Consider the following 18,906-nt stretch of genomic DNA (forward strand, 5'->3'; position numbering starts at 1 on the left):
TCAGTAGCCCCGGTGCTCGGTCGCGAGGAAGACCACGCCCAGCCGCGCGGGCCTGTCCCCGTAGTTGTGCCACTCGTGGCGCGTGCCGTTCTGGACGAGGAAGTCGCCCTGCCTGAGCACGGTGCGGGCACCGTCCAGGACGACCTCCACCTCCCCGTCGAGGACGACCACCAGATCCACCGAGGCGGTGAAGTGCATCGCGGTGTCATCGGTCCGCAGGACGGTGCGGGAGGTCACGTCCGGGTCACCGGGCGGGAGCGGGGCCCCCTCCGGGTGGATCACGCACTGGATGAGCCGGACGCTGCCGGGGCCGGAGGCGTGCGGCTCGATCGCCGCCAGGCCGTCGTCCGGGAGCGAGGGCAGGGACTTGACGCTCCACAGTTCGCGGGCCTCCCAACTGTCCGCGGCCAGGCCCGGCGTGGGTCCGACCCGGGTGTCGCGGACGATGACGCCACGTTTGTCGGCATCGTGGCCCGTGACGACGAGCCGGACCTCCGGCACGTTCGCCTTGTCCACCGAGATGTCCGTCAACGCAGGATCTCCTGTCGGGTCTAGATGGTGGTCCAACCGCCGTCGCTGGGCAGGATGACGCCGTTGACGTTGGGGGCGTCCTCGGAGAGCAGCCAGAGCAGCGGGTGGACGACGACCTCGGGGGCGACCGAAGGGGTACCGGCGGCGATGGCGGGTGCGGTCAGTTCCTGGGCGTAGGAGGAGCGGAAGGCGGTGTCCATCCCCGTGTTGACCCCGCCGGGCGCGACGGCGTTGGCACGGATGCCGCGTCGGCCGTAGTAGAAGGCGACGGACTTCACGAAGCCGTTGAGGGCGTGCTTGGAGCTGGTGTAGGCGGCGCCGGAGAGCGAGGAGCGGAAACTCGCCTCGGAGGAGACGTAGACCAGCGCGCCCTCGCCGCGCTCCAGCATCTGCGGCAGCACGGCACGGGTCAGGCGCATGGGAACGGTGACGTTGAGGTCGAAGACCCGCTGCCAGGTCCGGTCGTCCATCTCGGTGGCGGGCAGCCAGCCGTCCGTGATCCCCGCGATGTTGGCCAGACCGTCGATCCGGCCCTCGCCCGCGGCCACCACCGTGTCCACGACGGTCTGGTCGGTGAGGTCACCGGGTACGGCGACGATCGCCCCGTCGCCGCGCGCCTCACCGGCGAGGGAGTCCAGGTTCTCGGCCGAGATGTCGGCGGCGATCACCCGGGCACCCTCGGCGACGAGGCGCAGCGCGGTGGCGCGCCCGATGCCGGCGCCGGCGCCGGTGACGAGGACGGTGCGATCGGCGAAGCGCTGTGCGTTGTCTTGCATGGTGGCGTCTTTTCTGTGCGGTTGTTCTCCGGCCGCCGGGAGGCGGCCGTGGGAAGGTGGGGTCAGAAGGCGGTCGGATCGAAGCGACCGGTGGTGATCGCGGCCACGGCACCGCCGTCCGCCAGCAGGTCGGTTCCGGTGACGAAGCTCGCGCCGAGCAGGAACTCCGCTGCCGCGGCGATCTCCTCGGCGGTCCCGGGGCGCTTGACCGCCGAGGCTTCGACCAGGCCCCGCACCAACTCCTGGTCGCCGCCGTCGAGTTCGGCGCGGCCCATCGGCGTGGAGATGACACCCGGACTGATCGAGTTGAGCCGCACGCCTCGGTCGCCCCAGGCTCCCGCTGCCGCCGCCTTGACCCTCAACTGCGCGGCGTGCTTCGCGAATTGGTACGCGATGCTGCCGTCGGCATAGCGTTCTGGGCTCAGCAGCGCGTGGCCGGCGAGTTCCTCGGCCGGGAATTCGGACAGTGCGTGGATGTCCTCGGGCGACAGCGGCCCCGGATAGAAGTACCCGGCGTTGCTGGCGATGACGACGCCCGCACCGCCAGGGGCCATCACGTCCTTGAACTCGTCCAGCACCAGCGCCGGGCCGAGGACGTCCACCGCGAGGATCGCGGGGATGGGTGCCTGGGCCGGAGAGACGCCGGCGGTGTGGACGAGACGGGTGACCCTGCCGAGCTCCGCCGCGGTGCGCGCGAGTCCTGCCACCGACGTGCGCGAGGTGACGTCCACGCTCTGCGTGGTCACCTCGAACCCGTCGTCGCGCAGCTGCTCGGCGACCGGCTCCAGGACCTCTTCCTTGTAGTCGGCGATCAGGAGTCGGTGGCCGGCACCGATCCTCCGCGCGACGGCGCGCCCCATCCCCCCATTCCCGATGACAACGCTGACCTCGGTGTTCATGTGCGGCTCCTGGAGCGCCGGCCTGGCCGGCGACGTACACGATGCAGCTATTTCTATTCGGGTCGACCCGTTTGGAAACGTACTCCGGAGATGCCATGGGCGCAAGACCGGCGGATTCGCCAAGAAGCAACGACAGCAGCGGCATCGATGCCGGCCGGCGGCAGGGCTGGGGGGATCGGTCGCGTCCCGGAGCAGGCCGAGCCACCCGTGAGGACGCCGAACCCCAGCGCGGGCCCGAGGCCTACCAGAACCTCGGCCTCAAGCGCACCTGCGAGACCCCCACAGCAACCGCTGTCGCGGGTGCCGTGCGCCCTCGGGGTACGCGGCACCGGCCGCTCCATGTCCCGTCGTATCGCGCGCCACTTCGCCACCATGGACAACATCCGTGCCGCCGACACCGAGGCGATGCAGCAGGTCGACGGAATCGGCGCGGAGAAGGCTCCCACGATCGTCGCGGAACTGGCCGAACTCGCCCCGCTCATCGAGAAGCTCGCCGCCGCCGGGGTCAACATGACCGAGCCCGGCGCCACTCCGCCCGTAGCTGCCGACGAGGCGGACGCCGGCGGCGGGGCGTCCGCGGCCACGACGGAGGCGGGCCCGCCGGCCGGGATGACAGTGGTCGTCACCGGTGCGACGACCGGAGCCCTGGAGAAGCTCTCCCGCAACGAGATGAACGAACTCATCGAACGAGCCGGCGGCCGCTCTTCCTCCAGCGTCTCCAAGGGGCCCGGCCGCGAGGTGTTCGGTGAAGAACGGTGCGGCCTCCGCGACGGCGCGGTCGACTTGGGGACGTCGTAGGAGTCCAAGGGGGTGCCGCCCTCGACGACCTCGAGGTTCTTGGGGCCGCGGGCCCGTCCGTGGAGTTCGGCGGACATCCCCTGACCGGTCCCGCCCTCCCCGTCCAGCAGGTCGTCATCTGGACGGCACGGCCCGGCAGCCCGGCGGATGACGGGCTCCGACTCCTCGCGACAGCCGCGGCCTCGCCCGCGCGAGAAGCCTCGGCCTGACGGGGTCGGGGCGGTTCAGGTGCCCGGCCGCCCGGCGGACGCCCAGGCGGCGTATTCCTGGCGGACGTAACGGCGGCGGCCGGGGCCTGGCGTGACCGCGTCGGGCCGGTGCGGCCCGGCCACCAACTCGGGCCGGCACCGGTCGTGCGCCACGAGTTGTCCGGCGGTCCGTGCGGCGGCGCCGGCCGGGCCGGGGTCGGAGCTTTCCAGGGCCATACGGTCCATGAGGGCTGCCCGGCGCAGCAGCCAGGCGCGTTCGGCGACCGCGGCGTCGGCCGGTGGGCGGGCGACGGTCCTGGCCCGGCGGCCGTCGCGCTCGGCTCCGAGGGCAAGCACATGGTGCATTTCGCGGCGCAGGTCGGGCGCGTTCGCGTACGCCTCGTGCGGGGGCGGAGCATCGATCCCCTCGCCGGCGTCCGGGGTGCCGCCCTCGTCCGGTGGGCCGGGGCGCACGCCATGGCGTGCGGGGCCGGTCATGCCGAACACCTCAGGCAGGCGCGGACCTCGCGGCCGCTGCGCGTCTGGTGGACCTCGGTCGACTCTGCGAGGCACTGGACGATGCCGGTGCCGCGTCCGTGCTCGTCCGGGGCGATGTCCGGGCGGGGGCGCTCCACGGCGGTGCCGGAGTCACTGACCACAATGTGCAGCGTGCCGAGGTCGAGCAGGAGCAGCAGGGTCATGCGCTCGCGCCCGTACCGGGCGGCGTTGGCCGCGAGTTCGTCGACGATGAGAACGGCGGAGTCCCGCTCGCTCTCGGGAACGCTCCAGGTCTCCAGCAGATCGGCCGCGAAGTGACGAGCGGCGGGAACGTGCGCCTCCTGCGCGGGCAGGGTGAGCAGTGCCTCGCGGCGGCAGAGCGGGGAGAGCAGTGAGCTCAGGCGGGGGGAATCGGTTACAGACATGGTCTTCTGACTCTTCTGTGGATGTGCGGAGACCGGAACGTGGGAGACCGGATCGTGGGAGACCGCCTACACATTCGAGGAGCGGTCGGTATGCCGGATCCTGTGGAGAAGGGCTCATTCGGTTCCACGGGCGAGGCATGCCGAGCGGTTCGAGGAATTCGCACCTTTTGCCATATTTCCTGTCAGGTCAGGTCGGGGCCGGCGGAAGGCCGACTCGTTCGCCTCGGCCAGGGGAGCCGAGGACGCCGGCCGTCGGGTGGCCGGGGCCGGCAGACCTGCCCCGGGGCGGGACACCGACGCGTCGAGCAGGCCAAAGGCCGGTCCGCTTCGCGAGAGCCTGCGAGAAGGGCCGGCGCTCACCACCGTGGCGACCGCAGGAGGGGAGCGGGCCGGAGTCCCGTGAACGACCGTGGTCCGGTGCGTCAGAGTCCGCCCGACCCAGGGTCGGGCGGACTCCTCGCGACCTCATGCCCGGATCGTGACGAGCTTCTGACCGTTGCCGGCGACGATCTCGAAGTGCTCGATGGCACTCGGAGACATGGGGACCGCACCTGGGACCGTGGTGCCAGGAGGGTATTCGCCCGCCCGCCAGGTGGCGCCATCCGCTATGACCCCGCCGCGGCCGACCGCCTGCAGCCGGCAGGTGATCCCGGCGGGCGCCCCCTTGGCGGAGACCAGCAGGACGCTGCCCCAGGCAGAGGGTGAGACCTTCACCGAGGCGGTGACGCCGGTGGTGGGATCGTTTCCGGAGAAGGTGCGCGCGGGAGCCGGCGCGGTCGGTCCGGGCTGCTTCGCCTCACTGCTCAGGGACCCGGCGGTCGCCAACCAGGTGCCGGCGACCGCTCCCGCCATGAGCATCACGGAGGCGGCGGCGCCCGCCAACTGCAGCCGCCACGTCCTGCGGCGCCGGGCCGCGGCCTGCCGCAGCAGCCTTTCCAGCACCCCCGCCTCGTGCGCCTGCGGCGCCCCGGCCGCGGCAGGCCGCGCGGGCGGAGTGCCCTGCGCGCTCTCGGCTGCCCGCGCCACCAGCCGACCCGCCAGGTCCTCATCGGCAGCCGGCACCGTCCGGCCCGCGGCTTCCATCGCGGTCACCGTCGCCAGCAGTGCGGGCAGTCCCGCCAACTGTGCGTGTTCCGCCCGGCACTCGGCGCATCCCGCGAGATGGTCACGCACCTGTTCCATCTCAGCCGGAGGCAGCGTGCCCAGGACGTACCCTCCCAGCGCCAGCCGGAGGGCGTCGCAATGCACACTCATGGTCGCCACCTCCCGCACGGCATGATCATGGCTCAATGCCCCGTTCCCGCAGCGCCAGCCGCAGGGCGTGCAGGGCGTAGTACGTCCGCGACTTCACGGTGCCCAGCGGGATGCCCAGCACCCGCGCGGCCTCCGCCATGGTCCGGCCGCGGTAGTAGGTCTCCAACAGGACCGCACGGTGGTCCGGGGACAGCGCCCGGAGGGCGTCGGCCACCGCCCAGCTCTGCAGCGCCTGCTCGATCTCGTCCTGGCCCGGCGCCTGCTCCGCGACCCGGTCGAGCGCCTCGCCGCCGACCTCGGGAGGCCTGGCCTGCCGGGCCCGGTGGGCATCGATGACCAGGTGCCGGGCGACCGTGCACAGCCACGCCCGGGCCGGGCCTCGTGCGGGCTCGAACGCGTCGGGATGCTGCCATGCTCGCAGCAACGTCTCCTGCACGACGTCCTCCGCCCATTGCCGGTCACCCGAGGTCAGCCGGAGCGCGTAGTGGAACAGGGGTCCCGCGTGCTCGGCATACAGGGTGCGCAGCAGTTCCTCGTCCGTGGTCGAAAGTGTCCCTGTACCAGAGACACGGTCCGCGGAGCGATCCGGATCGGTCCTCGGGCCACGTTTTCGGGAACGCCAGGACATAAGGCGATCATCGCGCACACTTACGGCTTTGTCCTGTGATGCACCGCACCCGCACCGTCACTCTCCGCGACGCCGCCAGGCTCGCGCATGCGGGACACCGGAGACCCGGAGGCCCGACCGGCCCGCGGCGACCACAAGAAAGCGCCACAAAGGCGACTGCACGAAAACCCCACAAAAAGGTGCGAACCGACCGAACCGTTCGCCCCCGTCGCCCGTGGAGTCGGACAAGAGCCGACGTAGGCGGCACGCCTTGTTCGCACCTCGGGCCGATCCCGGCCCTCGGACAGGGAACTGCCGCGTACCGCCCGGGACTTCGCTTCGTCGCGCACTCCGTCGGCGCACCGCCCATCCCAACCCGATCACGAGGAAGGAGCAGCATGTATCCGCGCCTTCGTACACCAGGCCGGCGGTCACGCTTCGCGGCCGGGCTCGCCGTCGCCACCGCCGCCACCGCCGGCGCGCTGGTTCTCCTGAGCGCATGCGGCCAGTCGTCGCACTCCTCATCCACCGGCGCCGTCGCCCTCACACCGGGAGGGGGTCAGCATCGGACGGCCGGGATGCCCGGTGCCTCCGGACCGGAAAACGCGGCAGGCTCCGCTCCCGGCGCCTCACCCATGCCCAACATGAGCATGGCCATGAGCTCCCCGAACACCGGGACGTCGACCGCGCCGGTGGCCAGGAACGCCGTAGCGATCAAGAACTTCGCGTTCTCCCCGGCCACCGTGAAGGTCAAGGCGGGCACGACGGTGACCTGGACCAACCAGGACACCGACCCCCACACCGTCACCAGCGCCCGAACGGGCGGCCCGTTGCATTCGGCCGCCCTGACCACCCACGCCTCCTACAGCTACAGGTTCACCAAGCCCGGCACCTACGCCTACCTCTGCACCATCCATCCGTTCATGACCGCCACCGTGGAGGTGACCTGATGACCGAGTACCTCGACCCTCACCAAGCAGCACCGGTCGGCGACTCCGAGCGGCCCGCCCGGGAACATGACATGAACCGGCGCCAACTCCTCCGGCACGCAGGATGGTTCGGCGGGGCCGTGGTGCTGACCGTGGCCGGCGGAGAGGTGGTCAGTCACATCGCCGGCCCCCGGGACACCGCCGCCGGGGCCGCCCCGGTGGCACGCGGCACGACAGCGAACGGCGCACTGCGATTCGTGCAGGTCTCCGACAGCCACATCGGCTTCCAGGGTCCGGCGAACACGGACGTGACGGGCTCCTTCAACGAAGCGATCCACCAGGTCAACTCCCTCGGTTTCCGGCCCGACTTCGTCATGCACAGCGGTGACCTCACCCACCTTTCCACGGCGGCACAGTTCGACCAGGTCAGACAGATGATGACCGGCATGGAGACGGACCGCGTCTTCACCGTGCCCGGCGAGCACGACTCCATCGGCGATGCGGGCCGCGCCTACCGGCGGACCTTCGGCAAGGGCACGCTCGGCGACGGCTGGTACAGCTTCGACACCCACGGCGTGCACTTCATCGCCCTGGTCAACACCCTGAGCCTGGAGAAGCTCGGTCATCTGGGCAACGAACAGATCGAGTTCGTGCGCAGGGACCTCAGGGGACTGTCGTCGGACACGCCCATCGTGGTCTTCAGCCACATTCCGCTGTTCGCCATGTACCCGCGGTGGGGCTGGAGTACGGACGACGCGTTGAAGGTCATCGCGCTCCTGCGCCGCTTCTCCTCCGTCACCTGTCTCAACGGGCATGTCCACCAGCTGTTCACGAAGACGGACGGCAACATCACCTTCCACTCCGCCACCACCACGGCCTACCCGCTGCCGAAGCCCGGCCGGGCCCCCGCCCCCACCCCTCAGGTCGTCCCCGCCCGACAGCTCAAGGACGCACTCGGCATTCGCACCGTCGGCTACCGGCAGGGCGACCGGGAGCTGGCGATCAAGGACAAGAGGCTGACATGACGCTCGAAAGACTCCTCGACCCGGCCCTGCGGGTGGCGACCGCCGGCACGCTCGCCGCGAGCGGGTACATCCACGCCCGGCTCTACGCCGACGGGTACCGCTTCATCCACATCGTCGGCCCCCTGTTCCTGGTCCAGGCGAGCGTGTCCTTCGCGGTCGCCGCCCTGCTGCTGATCGGGATGCCTCCGCTGCTGAGCGTCGCCGCCGGCGGTGTGGCGCTGGGTGCCCTCGGCGGATTCGCCGCCTCACGCACCGTAGGCGTCTTCGGATTCACCGAACACGGTCTGCAGCCCGCCCCACAGGCCCTGCTCAGTCTCCTGGCGGAAGCCGGGACCCTGCTGCTCCTAGCCGTCCGGCAGGCAAGCGTGACCAGACGGCGCCGTGCTGCCCGGCCTCCCCTCAGGCCACCCGTCTGGGACCGGGTCACCCTCCACACACCACCCAAGTGACGGAACCAAGGAGTCTCCCCCATGTCACCGCAACCACGCCCGGCAACCACCGGACCGAGCCCGCACCTGCGCAGGCTGAGGGACAGCGTGCGCGTCCTGCTCGGCCTGGACGACGACACAGCCGTCGTGATCCGCCAGTTCCAGTACACCGAACCCGGCCGTCCACCACGGAAGACCGTCGTCGCCGTGCTGCCCATGGACGGCGAGCCACACCGCTGGACACTCCACCGTCCTCCCGACCAGATCACCGAGCGGGTTCTACGGACCGCGCTCCTCCACCACCCGCCGAACTGACGGGAACCGAGTCCGTCCTGCCGACATCCCCGCAACGCCTCCCGGCGGTGCCCCGAACGCAGGGACACCGCCGAGGAGAACCCTGTGGGGTGCCGAAACTCACGTACAGGCCCTGATCAGGCGGTTTGCGAGGGTCGGCGGTCGGAGCTTCCCTCTTGCAGGTGGACACCTTCGATCCGGCCCCCGCCTCGACGCCTGGTGGAACGGCCACCCCCTCGACCGCGCCAACCACAGCCACCTCGCCAGACTCCAACTCTGCCTCGATGCCCAGCAGTTGGAATCAGCCACCGAGATCCCGCAGGGTATCCACGTCGTGCTCAGCGGGGTTCGCATGCCGCGGATGAACTCCCTGATCGTTGGGTGCAGACCTGCCGCGACGAACTCCTGGACCGCACGTTATCTGGAACGAGCGGCACCTGCGCCACGCGCTGCGCGCGGTCCCCGAACCGATCACCGATCCCGAACGAGTGACCCGTCTCAACCTACGCCGCAACGACCGGATCGGTGGCGTGATCCACGAGTACTGGCATGCGGCCTGACCTGGTCGGATGAGGTACTCGGCAAGCGCAGGGCCGCACCCGATACGGCTCACCCAGCGGCCCGAGGAACTACGCGCTGTTCTCGAGGACAACCTTGTGAGTCTCGAGCTCCCACAGCTCCCACAGCTCCCCCTGGTCAACTGCGCTGCGGGCGCAGGTGCCCAGCCGGCCGGACTGTCGGCCTGACCTCGGTCAGCGTTTGATGCCTACGCCCGCCAACAGGCTGATCTCGGCGTCCGCGATCTCCGTACCGTCGGCGGGTCCGGCGGGCCGCCAGCGGTGGCAGCAGACGATGCCCGGTTCGATCAGGTCGAGCCCGTCGAAGAAACGGCGGACGTCGCTGTGCGAACGGAACTGCACCGGAGACCCGGAGTTGGTGTAGGCCTCCGCGACCTTGTTCCAGGTGACGGGATCGAAGTCGGGCGTGCAGTGGTTCATGGCAAGGGCGCTGCCCGTCGGGAGCGGATCGAGCAGCCGGTGGACGATGGCGTACGGGTCGTGCGGGTCTGTGACGAAGTGCATGAGCGCGTTGAGGGAGAGGGCGATGGGCTGGTCGAAGTCCAGGATGTCGGAGTCCTCCACGGCGCTCATCAGCGCATCGGGGTCGGTGACGTCGGCTTCGATGTAGGCCGTGCGTCCCTGCGTCGTGCTGCGCATGAGGCGTTCGGCGTACTTGAGGACGAGGGGGTCGTTGTCGGCGTACACGACGCGGGCGTCGAGCGCGACGGACTGGGCGACCTGGTGCAGGTTGGGCTCGGTCGGGATGCCCGTGCCGATGTCGAGCCACTGGCGGATGCCGTGCTCCTGCGCCAGCACGTGGGTGGCCCGGTGCATGAACGCCCGGTTCTCGCGCGCGGTCACGGGGAGGCCGGGGTGGGCCTTGGCGGCGACCAGGGCGGCCTCCTTGTCGACCTCGAAGTGGTCCTTGCCGCCGAGGAAGTAGTCGTACATCCGGGCCGAGTGCGCCCTGCTCGTGTCGAGATTCCGGCTGGCCTGACTGGTGGTCATGTTCTCCCCTTCATGCGTGTGTCCGTCGGCCCGCAGGCCAGGAACGGGACCGGTGTCGTCGTCCCTTCTGCCCGCCGCCGGTTCACCCGGCGGCCAAGTGATCGGCCAGGCCCTCTTTGACCCCGCGGACTAACGCGGCGATCTCCTCCGGCGTGTAGATCCGCGCCGGTCCGGCCGGGTCGGTCGACTGCCGTACGGCCACGCGGCCGTCGGCGAGTTGTTTCGCCTCGACGCACTGACCACCGTTCGGCCCGCTCCAGGGCCGCTCCCAGCCCTGTTCCCCGAGACTGCGGGCCGGCATCCCGTTGTAGATGCCCTCGTCGGTGATCGTCATGAGTACTCCTTGCGCATGCGGTTCAAGAGCGCCCTGCTGTCCTCGGACGACGTCAGCAGCGCCATACGGGAATGCGCCTCGAGATGGGCGACGACGTCCGCGCGCTGGTCCAGGTAGACGGAGGCGGACAGGAGTTCGCTGTAGACGATGTCGGGCAGCTCGGGTTCCTCGAACCGGAAATACGTGAACGGCGCACACGCCCCGACGTGCGCACCCGCGGCGAAGAGCACGATGTCGAGGCTGACATGCGCGAGCTGGGACACGTCCAGGAGCCGCTCGATCTGCTCCCGCATCACGTCAGGGCTGCCCACCACCCGGTGCAGGACAGCTTCCTCCATGACCACCCACAACGTGGGGGCGTCCTCCCGCTCCAGCAGGCTCTGGCGGCGCAGCCGCAGCTCCACGCGGCGCACGAGCTCCTCCTCGCTGCCGTTCGGCAACCCGCCGCGCAGCACGGCGCGCGCGTAGTCGGGAGTCTGCAGAAGGCCGGTGACGTACTGGGGTTCATAGGCGCGCAAGGTCTTGGCGCTGGTCTCCAGGCTGACGTAGGCAGTGAACCAGCTGGGGACGACGTCGCGGTAGGAGTGCCACCAGCCGGGCTCGTTGGCCTGCTCGGCCAGGTCGACGAACTCGTCGATCTCCTGGCGGTCCGCGCCGAAGGTCTCCAGGAGCTTCTCCACGTAGAGAGGCTTCAGCGCGACCTCGGCCTTTTCCAGTCGACGGATCGTCAGAGTCTTCACGCGCAGTGCTTTTGCCGCGTCCTCCAGCGAGACACCGGCACCGAGCCGCCTGTCCTGCAGCCGGCGGCCGAGGATCATGCGCAGGACTGTTGGCGCGCTGATGCCGGAACGGGCTTCACTCACGCCCAACCTCCTGAGTGATCATCAACAACGCCATTCTTACAGTGACTTGATGAGGACGCCAGGGTGATAACCGACTTCTGAAATTATCAGGGAGTCGGCTGCAGCGTGAGCACGATCACGCGCATAGCTGACATGTGAGCGGCCGAGTCACAGCCGGACCGCGCCATGCTCGCAGCCCTCGCCCGGCACTTGCCGTCCCGCCTGCGCAGGCACCGCTTGGTCACCCCGGCACCCTGCTCGCCCGGCACCGCCGACAGCTGCACTGGAAGTGGAGACAGAAACCTGCGCGGACCGGCCGCCCGTCGATCTCCGAGGAGCTCACCGCACTCATCCTTCTCCTGGCCCGCGAGAACCCCACCCGGGGCTACACCCGCATTCAAGGTGAGCTGCGCCGCCTCGGCCACCGCGTGGGCGCTTCCACCGCGCGCCGCGTCCTGCGCAGCGCCGGCCTCTGCCCGGCACCCCGCCGGAGCCCCCACGCAGGGCCCACGTGGCGCGAGTTCCTGCGCGCCCAGGCCTCCGGCCCGCTCGCCGCGGACTTCTTCCACGTCGACACCGTGACCCTGAAGCGGCTGTACGTGTCCTTCGCCATGGAGGGGCACCCGCACCGTGCACATCCTCGGCGTCACCGCCCACCCCACCGCAGCCTGGGCCACCCAGCTCGCCAGGAATCTTCTCGGCGACCTCGGCGACCGGGCCTCAAGCTTTCGCTACCTGCTGCGTGACCGCGACAGCCGGTACACCGAAGCCTTCGACGCGGCCTTCACCGCCGACGGCATCGAGATCCTCAAGAGCGCACCCCAGGCGCCGCAGATGAACGCCCACGCCGAAAGGTTCATACGCACCGCCCGAGCCGAGTGCACCGACCGGCTACTGATCTACAACGAGCAGCACCTGCGGCGCGTCCTCGCCGAGTACGCCGAGCACTACAACCGCGGACGGCCCCACCGGGCCCTCCAGCTTCGCGCCCCCGCCGACAACCGCGACGTCATCCCGTCCCAGCCGAGCGGATCCAGCGCCACGACATCCTCGGCGGCCTCATCCACGAGTACCGAGACACCGCCTGAAGAAGCTCGCGTCACGTAGCGAACACCCAGGTCAGCACACATCCGGAGCTTTTGGAACCCTACAGGCGCGGAAGAAACTCGACGCGCTCCCCGCCGTCAGCCGGAAGAAGGAACCCCCACTCGACGCCCAGCAGATTCGCGAGATCACTGAGAGCCTTGGAGACCTCGCACAGCGCATCCGCACAGCCGACACCGAGAAGAAGGGCCCGCTCTACGAAGCCCTCGGCATCACAATCAGTTACGAAAACACAACGAGGACCGCGACCGTAAGGTCGAGGCCCTCATCACCGTATCGTCAGTGGTTGTGGTTGTGTCCGAGGGGCGAGTCGATCGCTGACGATAAGCTCGTACCCGCGCAGGGGCGGCTCAAGCTCCAAGATCCGCCGGGTGCCCTCGCTGCCTCCCCATGAGAACCGGCATCCAGCGGGCCCATATTTCCGGGCCTCCGCCATCCAGCGAGATCACCCGGCGCAGTCAAGCCAGTGGGCGAGCGGAGGCCGGTGCACGCACGACTGCGTCACCCGGCTTACGGGGCGCTTCTCGGGGGTCGCAGGGCAGCAGCGCCGGCCCGCACCATCACGGACACCGTTGACCCTGCCCATTGCACGAGGTCACGCGGCAGGCCGGAGTCGAGCTCGATGGTCACCCGCACGTATCGGGTGTGCAGCTGAGTGACTTTGACGGGACGCGGTACGACGGCGTCCGGTCCGCGCTGCAATGCGGCTCGGTAGGTGTCCTTCCGCTGATTCATGCCTTGTCCTGTCGCTTGATGAGTTCGTCTGCGAGGTCCATGTACGCCGAGCCTTTGACCTCCACCGGACTTCCGAATGACTGGGCGTACAAGTCGAGCCGCGGAATGTGCGTGGACAACACGTCGAATCCCCGCTCGGTGAGGGCTTCGCGGGCGTCGGCATCGGGACCGGTACGCGTGGCGTCGGCACGATTCGTCCGGTTCAGCAGAACGGCGGCGTGGGCCGGCTGGACGCGCAAGGACTGTACGTCGCCCATCTCGCCACCGATGGGCGCCATGCGATCCAGCTCGATGGGAGCGGGAGTCACCGGCACGATCCATTCGCTTGCGTACCTCATGATGCTGCGGGCGATGTGCGCGTGGTCCTCCAGCTGCGGAGCGTCGAATACGACCGCCTGCCGGTCGCCCAGGAAGTCGTTCACGCGCCGGTGCACATCGCCCACGGGAAGAGCGACCACAGGAAACGGGAAGCCACCTGCCAGTTCGCTCCAGCGCAGCGCGGAGGAGGCGGGGTCGCTGTCGACCAGTAGCGGTGGGATACCCGACTCGTGAAGTGCGTGGGCCAACCAGACTGCGCTGGTCGTCTTTCCCACTCCGGGCTTCAGGTTCACAAAGGCGTAGCTCAGCGGCACATGAGTCAACGTATGGTGGCGAGCGGCTGCCCGGCCGCCGACTTGGGGCACACAGTGCCATCGTTCACCCTGCGGCGCCAGTGAATCATTCGTATGGGCCAGTACGGAAGTCGCAAGGACCGAGGGATGCGGGTGCCGATAAATCATCCACCCAGGTGGTGGCCTTGATCGACTGATTCCTCAGGCCGCGCTCACCGACAACTCCGGTGTCTTCACGCGCACAGACGCGGACGGCATCATGATCTGTCGTACTGCTACGCCTGGCCTTGCGGGTGCCGAAAACCCCATCCCTGGCCTGTGGCCTGCAGATTCTCGCGAATGGCCAGTGATCGCCGGGTGGGCGTGCCAGGGTGGTGGATCGTGCTGTTACGACTGCCCTACCTGGCCATGTCGAGCATGTTCACCTTCATACGGCTGCTGCCGATGACCACTGTGGACAAGGACATCGAGATCTTGACGCTGCGCCACCAACTGGCTGTCCTCCAGCGGCAGATCAACAGGCCGCGCATCACCCCGGCGGACCGCGCCAACCTGGCCGCGCTCCTCCACCGGCTCCCCAGGCCCAAGCTGCGGCAGCTGCACTTGATCGTCTCACCCGGGACGATCCTGAGGTGGCACCGTCCACGGTCTGGGAGATCCTGCGAGCGCACGGGATTGAGTCGGCGCCCGTACGTGACCGTCAGACCTGGGCCGCGTTCTTGCGCCGTCAGGCCCACGCGACTCTGGCCTGCGACTTCTTCCCCGTCACTACTTTGAACGGCGCAACCCTTCATGTCTTCGCCGTCATTGAGCATGCCAACCGACGCATCCGCATGATCGGCTCGACGGCCCACCCCACCGTGGACTGGGTCACCCAGCCGCGAGGAACCTCGTCATGGACCTCCAGGACGCCGACACCACCATCCGACACCTGATCAGGGACCGCGACAGCAAGTTCACCCGCGCGTTCGACACCGTCTTCGAGGCCGAAGGCATCGAGATCGTCACCACCGGCATCCGCGTTCCCCGCATGAACTCGATCATGGAACGCTGGGTGCAGACTGCCGACACGAACTCCTCGACCGTACCCTCATCTGGAACCAGGCCCACCTACTCCACGCGCTCGGCGAGTTCGAGTCCTTCCACAATCAGCATCGACCTCACCGCACCTTGACCAGTGCTGCACCCCTGCGGCCGCTCCGCGAACCGATCACCGAACCCGAGCGGCCGGACCGCCTCGACATCCATCGACGTGACCGACTCGGCGGCCTCCTCCACGAGTACGCACATGCAGCCTGACCGGCTCGGACGTAATAATCGGCACCCACAACGTTCGCTGAAGGGGATGCCGTGTGTCCAGGCGGAGCGTCTGCATCTCGCCGTAGTAGAAATCCGCGGCGCCGGGCTCGTTCTTGAGGAACCTCAGAGCTGTGAAGACAGGGTGGAGCAGCGCTCCAGCCCCATCCGTCCACTTCTGAACTCGTGTAGATTCAAAAAGAGTTGGCTGTGGTGAGGCAGAGGCGGGGGTGCCTGTGGAGGCGGACAGTGCGGTGCCCAGGGACGCGGCGGTGGTCCGGCTCCTCGACGCGCAGGGCCAGCCGGTCGGTTCCGGATTTCTGACGGCGGAACGTGATGTGCTGACATGCGCCCACGTGGTCGCCGCCGCCCTGAGGTTACCCGAGGACACCGTGGAGCCTCCGGACGCCCCTGTCAGGCTCGACTTCCCGCTGGTGGCAAGCGGCAGGGTTCTCAAGGCCCGGGTCGAGCAGTGGACGCCCACACAGCCGGACGAGTCCGGGGACATCGCGGTCCTCCGGCTGCTCACCGCCCCCCCGTCCGGCGCGGTGGCGGCATCGCTGGTCGAGGGCGGAGCCGCACCAGGCCGCCAGGTGCGCACCTTCGGCTTCCCGGCGGACTACGACGCCGGTGTCTGGAGCGTCGGCGTGCTGCAGGGCCGGCAGGCAACCGGGTGGCTCCAATACGACACGGACCCGGCCAGCCAGTATGAGGTCGGACGCGGATTCTCCGGGGCCCCGGTCTGGGACCTGGCCCTCGGCGGTGTGGTCGGGATGGTCGTCACCGCCGACGAGCGGCCCGGCCGGCGCGCCGCGTACCTGATCCCCACCGAGAGGCTTCACGAGTGTTGGCCGCCCCTGCGCGAGGCGGCACAGGGACCGTGCCCCTTCCGGGACTTGCGCCCCTTCCAGGAGGGCGACGCGGAGCTGTTCCACGGGCGGGACGAGCCCGCCGGCCGGATCGTGGACCGGCTGGATGTCGCCACGGGGGTCACGCTGGTGGGCGCCTCCGGGTGCGGCAAGTCCTCACTGCTGAACGCCGGTGTACTACCCCGCCTCCGGGCCCGCGAGGACCTCCTGATCGTGCGGTTCCGGCCCGGCAAGGCCCCGCTCGAGGCGCTCGCGGTGGCCCTTCTCCCCTCATTCGAACCGCGGTTGGGCGAGACGGCCCGCATGGCCCAGGTGCCCCAGCTGACACAACTGCTGCGCGACGGCCGGATGCCGGCCGTGGTGGAGCGGATCCTGCAACAGCAGGGCAAGAGCAAGCTCCTGGTCATCGCCGACCAGTTCGAGGAAGCGCTGGTCCGCACGGTCAACGGACAGCAGGACACGGATCTCGACGCGTTCGCCGCCGCACTGGGCCATTGCCTGGATCCCGGAGCCGGCCTGCAGACCGTCATCGCCCTGCGCGCCGACTTCCTCGCCCCCGCCCTCAACCACCCGGCACTGGCACCGCTGCTCGACGACAGCCGGCTGTTCATGCTGGGACCGATGCGCGACGACGAAGTGCGCGCCGCCGTCGAACAGCCGCTCAGCGGCGTCGGTGTGCGCTACGAGAAGGGACTGGTCAACCGGCTCCTCACCGACCTGGGCCCGGACCCCAGCAGACTGCCGCTGCTGGAGTTCACCCTCACCAAACTCTGGGAGCGCAAGGAACACGGCGTCATCGGCCACGCCCACTACCAGTCACTGGGCGGGGTCGGCGCGGCCCTGGCGAACCACGCCGAGCAGGTGTGGACGGCACTCAACGAGGAGGAGCGGCGCAAGGCGCGCGCCCTGCTGGTCCAGCTCGTCCTTCCCGGAGGCGCCCGCACCTCCCCGACCCGGCGAGTGGTCGCCCGTACCGAACTGCCCCCGGCTCAGTGGCGGATCGCCCAACGCCTGCTCACCACGCGTCTTCTCGTGCCGGGTGAGGAGCTGCGTACGGGCGGTGCGCAGCCCGTGGAGACCGTGGAACTGGCGCACGAGGCGCTGTTGTCCCGCTGGGCACGACTGGCCGAGTTCGCCGCGGCGGACCAGGGGTTCCGCCGCTGGCAGGAGGACCTGCGACGCCGGGTAGGGCTGTGGCAGGGGGACGAGCGTACCGGTACGCGCCTGCTGCGCGGCGCCGACCTGCGGGACGCCCGAAACTGGCGGCGGGCCCGAGCCGACGAACTCGGCCCCGCGGAGATCGACTTCATCACCGCGAGCATCTCCGGTGCCCGCCATCGCCGGATCATCGCTGCCGGGGTCGCCGTGGTCATGATGCTGACGGCGGGTGTGGGCACCTGGGCGTGGCGATACGGGGCGGAGGCGCACACGGCACGGCAGTCGGCGGCCGTGGCCGCGGGCGTCCTGGCACAGCAGTCGCGGGATCTGGAGTCCAACACGGACCACGTCGACCGGTACACCGCGCTGCTGCTCGCCCTGCGCGCCTACCGCACCCAGGACAACCCCGACACGCGTGCGCTGCTCGGCGAGATGTACCGGCGATTCGGTTCCGCCGATCTTCTGGTGCCGTTATACACACCGTCGGGGACGTCGATCACGGCGAACGGCCGGCCGGCGGTGAGCGCCGACGGCCGGGTGGTCGCCTCGTGGACGGCCGACGGCAAGCCGACTGTGTGGACGGGCATCGGGAACACCGTCGAGAGGGAGGCCATCGGCAAACGGGCCGACACCATGGCCGTCAGCCCCGACGGCTCACTGATCGCGATGGTGGCGGAACCCCTCTCCCCGACGTCCACACCCACCGGCCCGCCAGACCAAAGGGGGCCGACCGTGGAACTGTACGACGTACGGGCCGGGCGGGTCGTGCGTCTGCTGGAACGCCCCTACCAGGGTGATCCGTGGCCGACCATGCCATCGAGCGGGCCCTCACTGCCGAGCTTCCCCGTACCGTCCGGGACCCGTATCCCGACCCAGTACGCGCAGTTCGCCTTCGACCCCACGGGCAAGCGGATGGTGGCACTGACGGGAGTCATGGGGTTGGGCGGCCGCCTCATCGTGTGGGACGTGCCCAGCGGCAAGATCGAGAAGATTCTGCCGGGCCCTGACACACAGGTCAGCCGGCTCTCCTTCACCTCGGACGGACAGGGCCTCGTCGTCGTCGGCCAGGACCTCACGGAGGGCATGTCCGGTTCGCTGGTCATGTCGGTGCGCTCGTGGGATCTGAACAAGCCGCCCTCGGCGGGCCGGACGCTGTTCACACTGGACGGACTGGACGGCGCAGCCCCTTACGACATCAGCCCGGACGGAGCCGTCCTGACCACGGCCACCACTCACACGCAGGGGTTCCACACGCACACCACCGTCACCACGTACGCGCTGCCCGGCGGCAGACGGCTGGCCCAGCGGCACCTGCCCGACGATCAGACCGTCACCGGTGTCGCCGTCGCCGCACGGGGCTCGCGCACCGTGGCCTACCAGGCCATCGGCGACATCCCACTCGGCGGTCGGGGCTCGGCGAAGCCCGGCATCGTCCAGGTGTCCACTCCCTGGCGGGACCTCACGCTGCTCGGTGCGGACAGCCGCCCCACGGTGTTCCTCACCGACGGGCAGAGCATGAACGGCTTCATAACCCCGGCCGGCGGCGACCCGGTCGGCAAGATCCCCGTGCCCGCCACTGGTTCCGCCGCACCCGTACCGGCCGACCGGGCCCGACGCTGGATGGAGCGGTTCTGCCAGATCCTGGGCGACGAGACGCTGCCGCCCGCCGCCGTACAGAAGCTGCCTCCCGCGGCCTACCGCAAGGCTTTGTGTCCACACCCATAGGGATGCCCCGTC

19 protein-coding genes and 2 pseudogenes are annotated in these 18,906 nt (G+C 69.7%); 10 read left to right on the top strand and 11 right to left on the bottom strand.

Annotation, left to right across the window (positions count from 1 at the left end):
- The 3 genes from AB0D59_RS37380 to AB0D59_RS37390 all read right to left on the bottom strand — a co-directional run bounded on the left by AB0D59_RS37380 (window position 1) and on the right by AB0D59_RS37390 (window position 2,206).
- Window positions 1-531: a cupin domain-containing protein gene (locus AB0D59_RS37380; RefSeq protein WP_362575186.1), complete on the bottom strand. Its 531-nt coding sequence runs from the start codon at window positions 529-531 to the stop codon at window positions 1-3.
- 20 nt (window positions 532-551) lie between these two features.
- Window positions 552-1,307, bottom strand: a complete 756-nt coding sequence (locus tag AB0D59_RS37385) for an SDR family oxidoreductase (RefSeq protein ID WP_362575187.1) — start codon at window positions 1,305-1,307, stop codon at window positions 552-554.
- A gap of 62 nt (window positions 1,308-1,369) precedes the next feature.
- Window positions 1,370-2,206 (bottom strand): SDR family oxidoreductase, encoded by an 837-nt coding sequence (locus AB0D59_RS37390; RefSeq protein ID WP_362575189.1) that lies wholly within the window; start codon window positions 2,204-2,206, stop codon window positions 1,370-1,372.
- 282 nt (window positions 2,207-2,488) lie between these two features.
- Here AB0D59_RS37390 and AB0D59_RS37395 point away from each other — a divergent pair.
- Window positions 2,489-2,929 (top strand): annotated as a pseudogene (locus AB0D59_RS37395) (helix-hairpin-helix domain-containing protein); the annotation flags it as partial.
- Window positions 2,930-3,228: 299 nt separating this feature from the next.
- On the opposite strand, the gene AB0D59_RS37400 reads toward AB0D59_RS37395, so the two are convergent.
- The 4 genes from AB0D59_RS37400 to AB0D59_RS37415 all read right to left on the bottom strand — a co-directional run bounded on the left by AB0D59_RS37400 (window position 3,229) and on the right by AB0D59_RS37415 (window position 5,997).
- Window positions 3,229-3,690, bottom strand: coding sequence for a hypothetical protein (locus AB0D59_RS37400; protein WP_362575191.1), 462 nt, complete (start codon window positions 3,688-3,690; stop codon window positions 3,229-3,231).
- Window positions 3,687-4,115, bottom strand: a complete 429-nt coding sequence (locus AB0D59_RS37405; protein ID WP_362575193.1) for an ATP-binding protein — start codon at window positions 4,113-4,115, stop codon at window positions 3,687-3,689. Before AB0D59_RS37405 ends, AB0D59_RS37400 begins: the two co-directional genes overlap by 4 nt.
- 465 nt (window positions 4,116-4,580) lie before the next feature.
- Window positions 4,581-5,369, bottom strand: a complete 789-nt coding sequence (locus AB0D59_RS37410) for a zf-HC2 domain-containing protein (protein WP_362575195.1) — start codon at window positions 5,367-5,369, stop codon at window positions 4,581-4,583.
- 25 nt (window positions 5,370-5,394) lie between these two features.
- Window positions 5,395-5,997 (bottom strand): sigma-70 family RNA polymerase sigma factor, encoded by a 603-nt coding sequence (locus AB0D59_RS37415; RefSeq protein WP_360497428.1) that lies wholly within the window; start codon window positions 5,995-5,997, stop codon window positions 5,395-5,397.
- A 635-nt stretch (window positions 5,998-6,632) separates the two neighbouring features.
- Here AB0D59_RS37415 and AB0D59_RS37420 point away from each other — a divergent pair.
- From AB0D59_RS37420 to AB0D59_RS37440, 5 genes are all read left to right on the top strand, one after another.
- On the top strand, window positions 6,633-6,926 hold the full coding sequence (locus AB0D59_RS37420) for a plastocyanin/azurin family copper-binding protein (protein WP_362575197.1): 294 nt from the start codon (window positions 6,633-6,635) through the stop codon (window positions 6,924-6,926).
- Complete coding sequence (locus AB0D59_RS37425; protein WP_362575199.1) at window positions 6,926-7,930, top strand: metallophosphoesterase; 1,005 nt, start codon at window positions 6,926-6,928, stop codon at window positions 7,928-7,930. The genes AB0D59_RS37420 and AB0D59_RS37425 overlap by 1 nt, the downstream gene beginning before the upstream one ends.
- Entirely contained in the window at window positions 7,927-8,379 is a 453-nt protein-coding gene (locus AB0D59_RS37430) for a hypothetical protein (RefSeq protein WP_362575201.1), read from the top strand. Before AB0D59_RS37425 ends, AB0D59_RS37430 begins: the two co-directional genes overlap by 4 nt.
- 21 nt (window positions 8,380-8,400) lie before the next feature.
- Window positions 8,401-8,673, top strand: coding sequence for a hypothetical protein (locus AB0D59_RS37435; RefSeq protein ID WP_362575203.1), 273 nt, complete (start codon window positions 8,401-8,403; stop codon window positions 8,671-8,673).
- Window positions 8,674-9,029: 356 nt separating this feature from the next.
- Complete coding sequence (locus AB0D59_RS37440) at window positions 9,030-9,212, top strand: hypothetical protein (RefSeq protein WP_362575205.1); 183 nt, start codon at window positions 9,030-9,032, stop codon at window positions 9,210-9,212.
- 192 nt (window positions 9,213-9,404) lie between these two features.
- Here AB0D59_RS37440 and AB0D59_RS37445 read toward each other — a convergent pair whose 3' ends face one another.
- The 3 genes from AB0D59_RS37445 to AB0D59_RS37455 form a co-directional block, all read right to left on the bottom strand.
- Window positions 9,405-10,220 carry an SAM-dependent methyltransferase gene (locus AB0D59_RS37445; RefSeq protein WP_362575207.1) on the bottom strand — a complete coding sequence of 272 codons (816 nt, stop codon included), beginning with the start codon at window positions 10,218-10,220 and terminating at the stop codon, window positions 9,405-9,407.
- Window positions 10,221-10,302: 82 nt separating this feature from the next.
- Window positions 10,303-10,554 (bottom strand): DUF397 domain-containing protein, encoded by a 252-nt coding sequence (locus AB0D59_RS37450; RefSeq protein ID WP_362575209.1) that lies wholly within the window; start codon window positions 10,552-10,554, stop codon window positions 10,303-10,305.
- The gene (locus AB0D59_RS37455) at window positions 10,551-11,417 is read right to left on the bottom strand and encodes a helix-turn-helix transcriptional regulator (protein WP_362575211.1); all 867 of its coding nucleotides are present in this window, start codon (window positions 11,415-11,417) and stop codon (window positions 10,551-10,553) included. The genes AB0D59_RS37450 and AB0D59_RS37455 overlap by 4 nt, the downstream gene beginning before the upstream one ends.
- Window positions 11,418-11,551: 134 nt before the next feature.
- Between AB0D59_RS37455 and AB0D59_RS37460 the strand changes: the two genes are divergently transcribed.
- A complete protein-coding gene (locus AB0D59_RS37460; RefSeq protein WP_362575213.1) occupies window positions 11,552-12,142 on the top strand; it encodes an IS3 family transposase in 591 nt (196 codons plus the stop codon).
- Entirely contained in the window at window positions 12,027-12,503 is a 477-nt protein-coding gene (locus AB0D59_RS37465) for an integrase core domain-containing protein (protein ID WP_362575215.1), read from the top strand. The genes AB0D59_RS37460 and AB0D59_RS37465 overlap by 116 nt, the downstream gene beginning before the upstream one ends.
- Window positions 12,504-13,231: 728 nt before the next feature.
- Here the strand turns inward: AB0D59_RS37465 and AB0D59_RS37470 are convergent.
- Window positions 13,232-13,867, bottom strand: coding sequence for a ParA family protein (locus tag AB0D59_RS37470; protein ID WP_362575217.1), 636 nt, complete (start codon window positions 13,865-13,867; stop codon window positions 13,232-13,234).
- A gap of 360 nt (window positions 13,868-14,227) precedes the next feature.
- Between AB0D59_RS37470 and AB0D59_RS37475 the strand changes: the two are divergent.
- Window positions 14,228-15,145: pseudogene (locus AB0D59_RS37475) on the top strand (integrase core domain-containing protein).
- 251 nt (window positions 15,146-15,396) lie between these two features.
- The gene (locus AB0D59_RS37480; protein ID WP_362575219.1) at window positions 15,397-18,894 is read left to right on the top strand and encodes a trypsin-like peptidase domain-containing protein; all 3,498 of its coding nucleotides are present in this window, start codon (window positions 15,397-15,399) and stop codon (window positions 18,892-18,894) included.
- Window positions 18,895-18,906 lie beyond the last annotated feature (12 nt).

It is taken from the genome of Streptomyces sp. NPDC048417 (assembly GCF_040651615.1).
Taxonomy (GTDB): domain Bacteria; phylum Actinomycetota; class Actinomycetes; order Streptomycetales; family Streptomycetaceae; genus Streptomyces.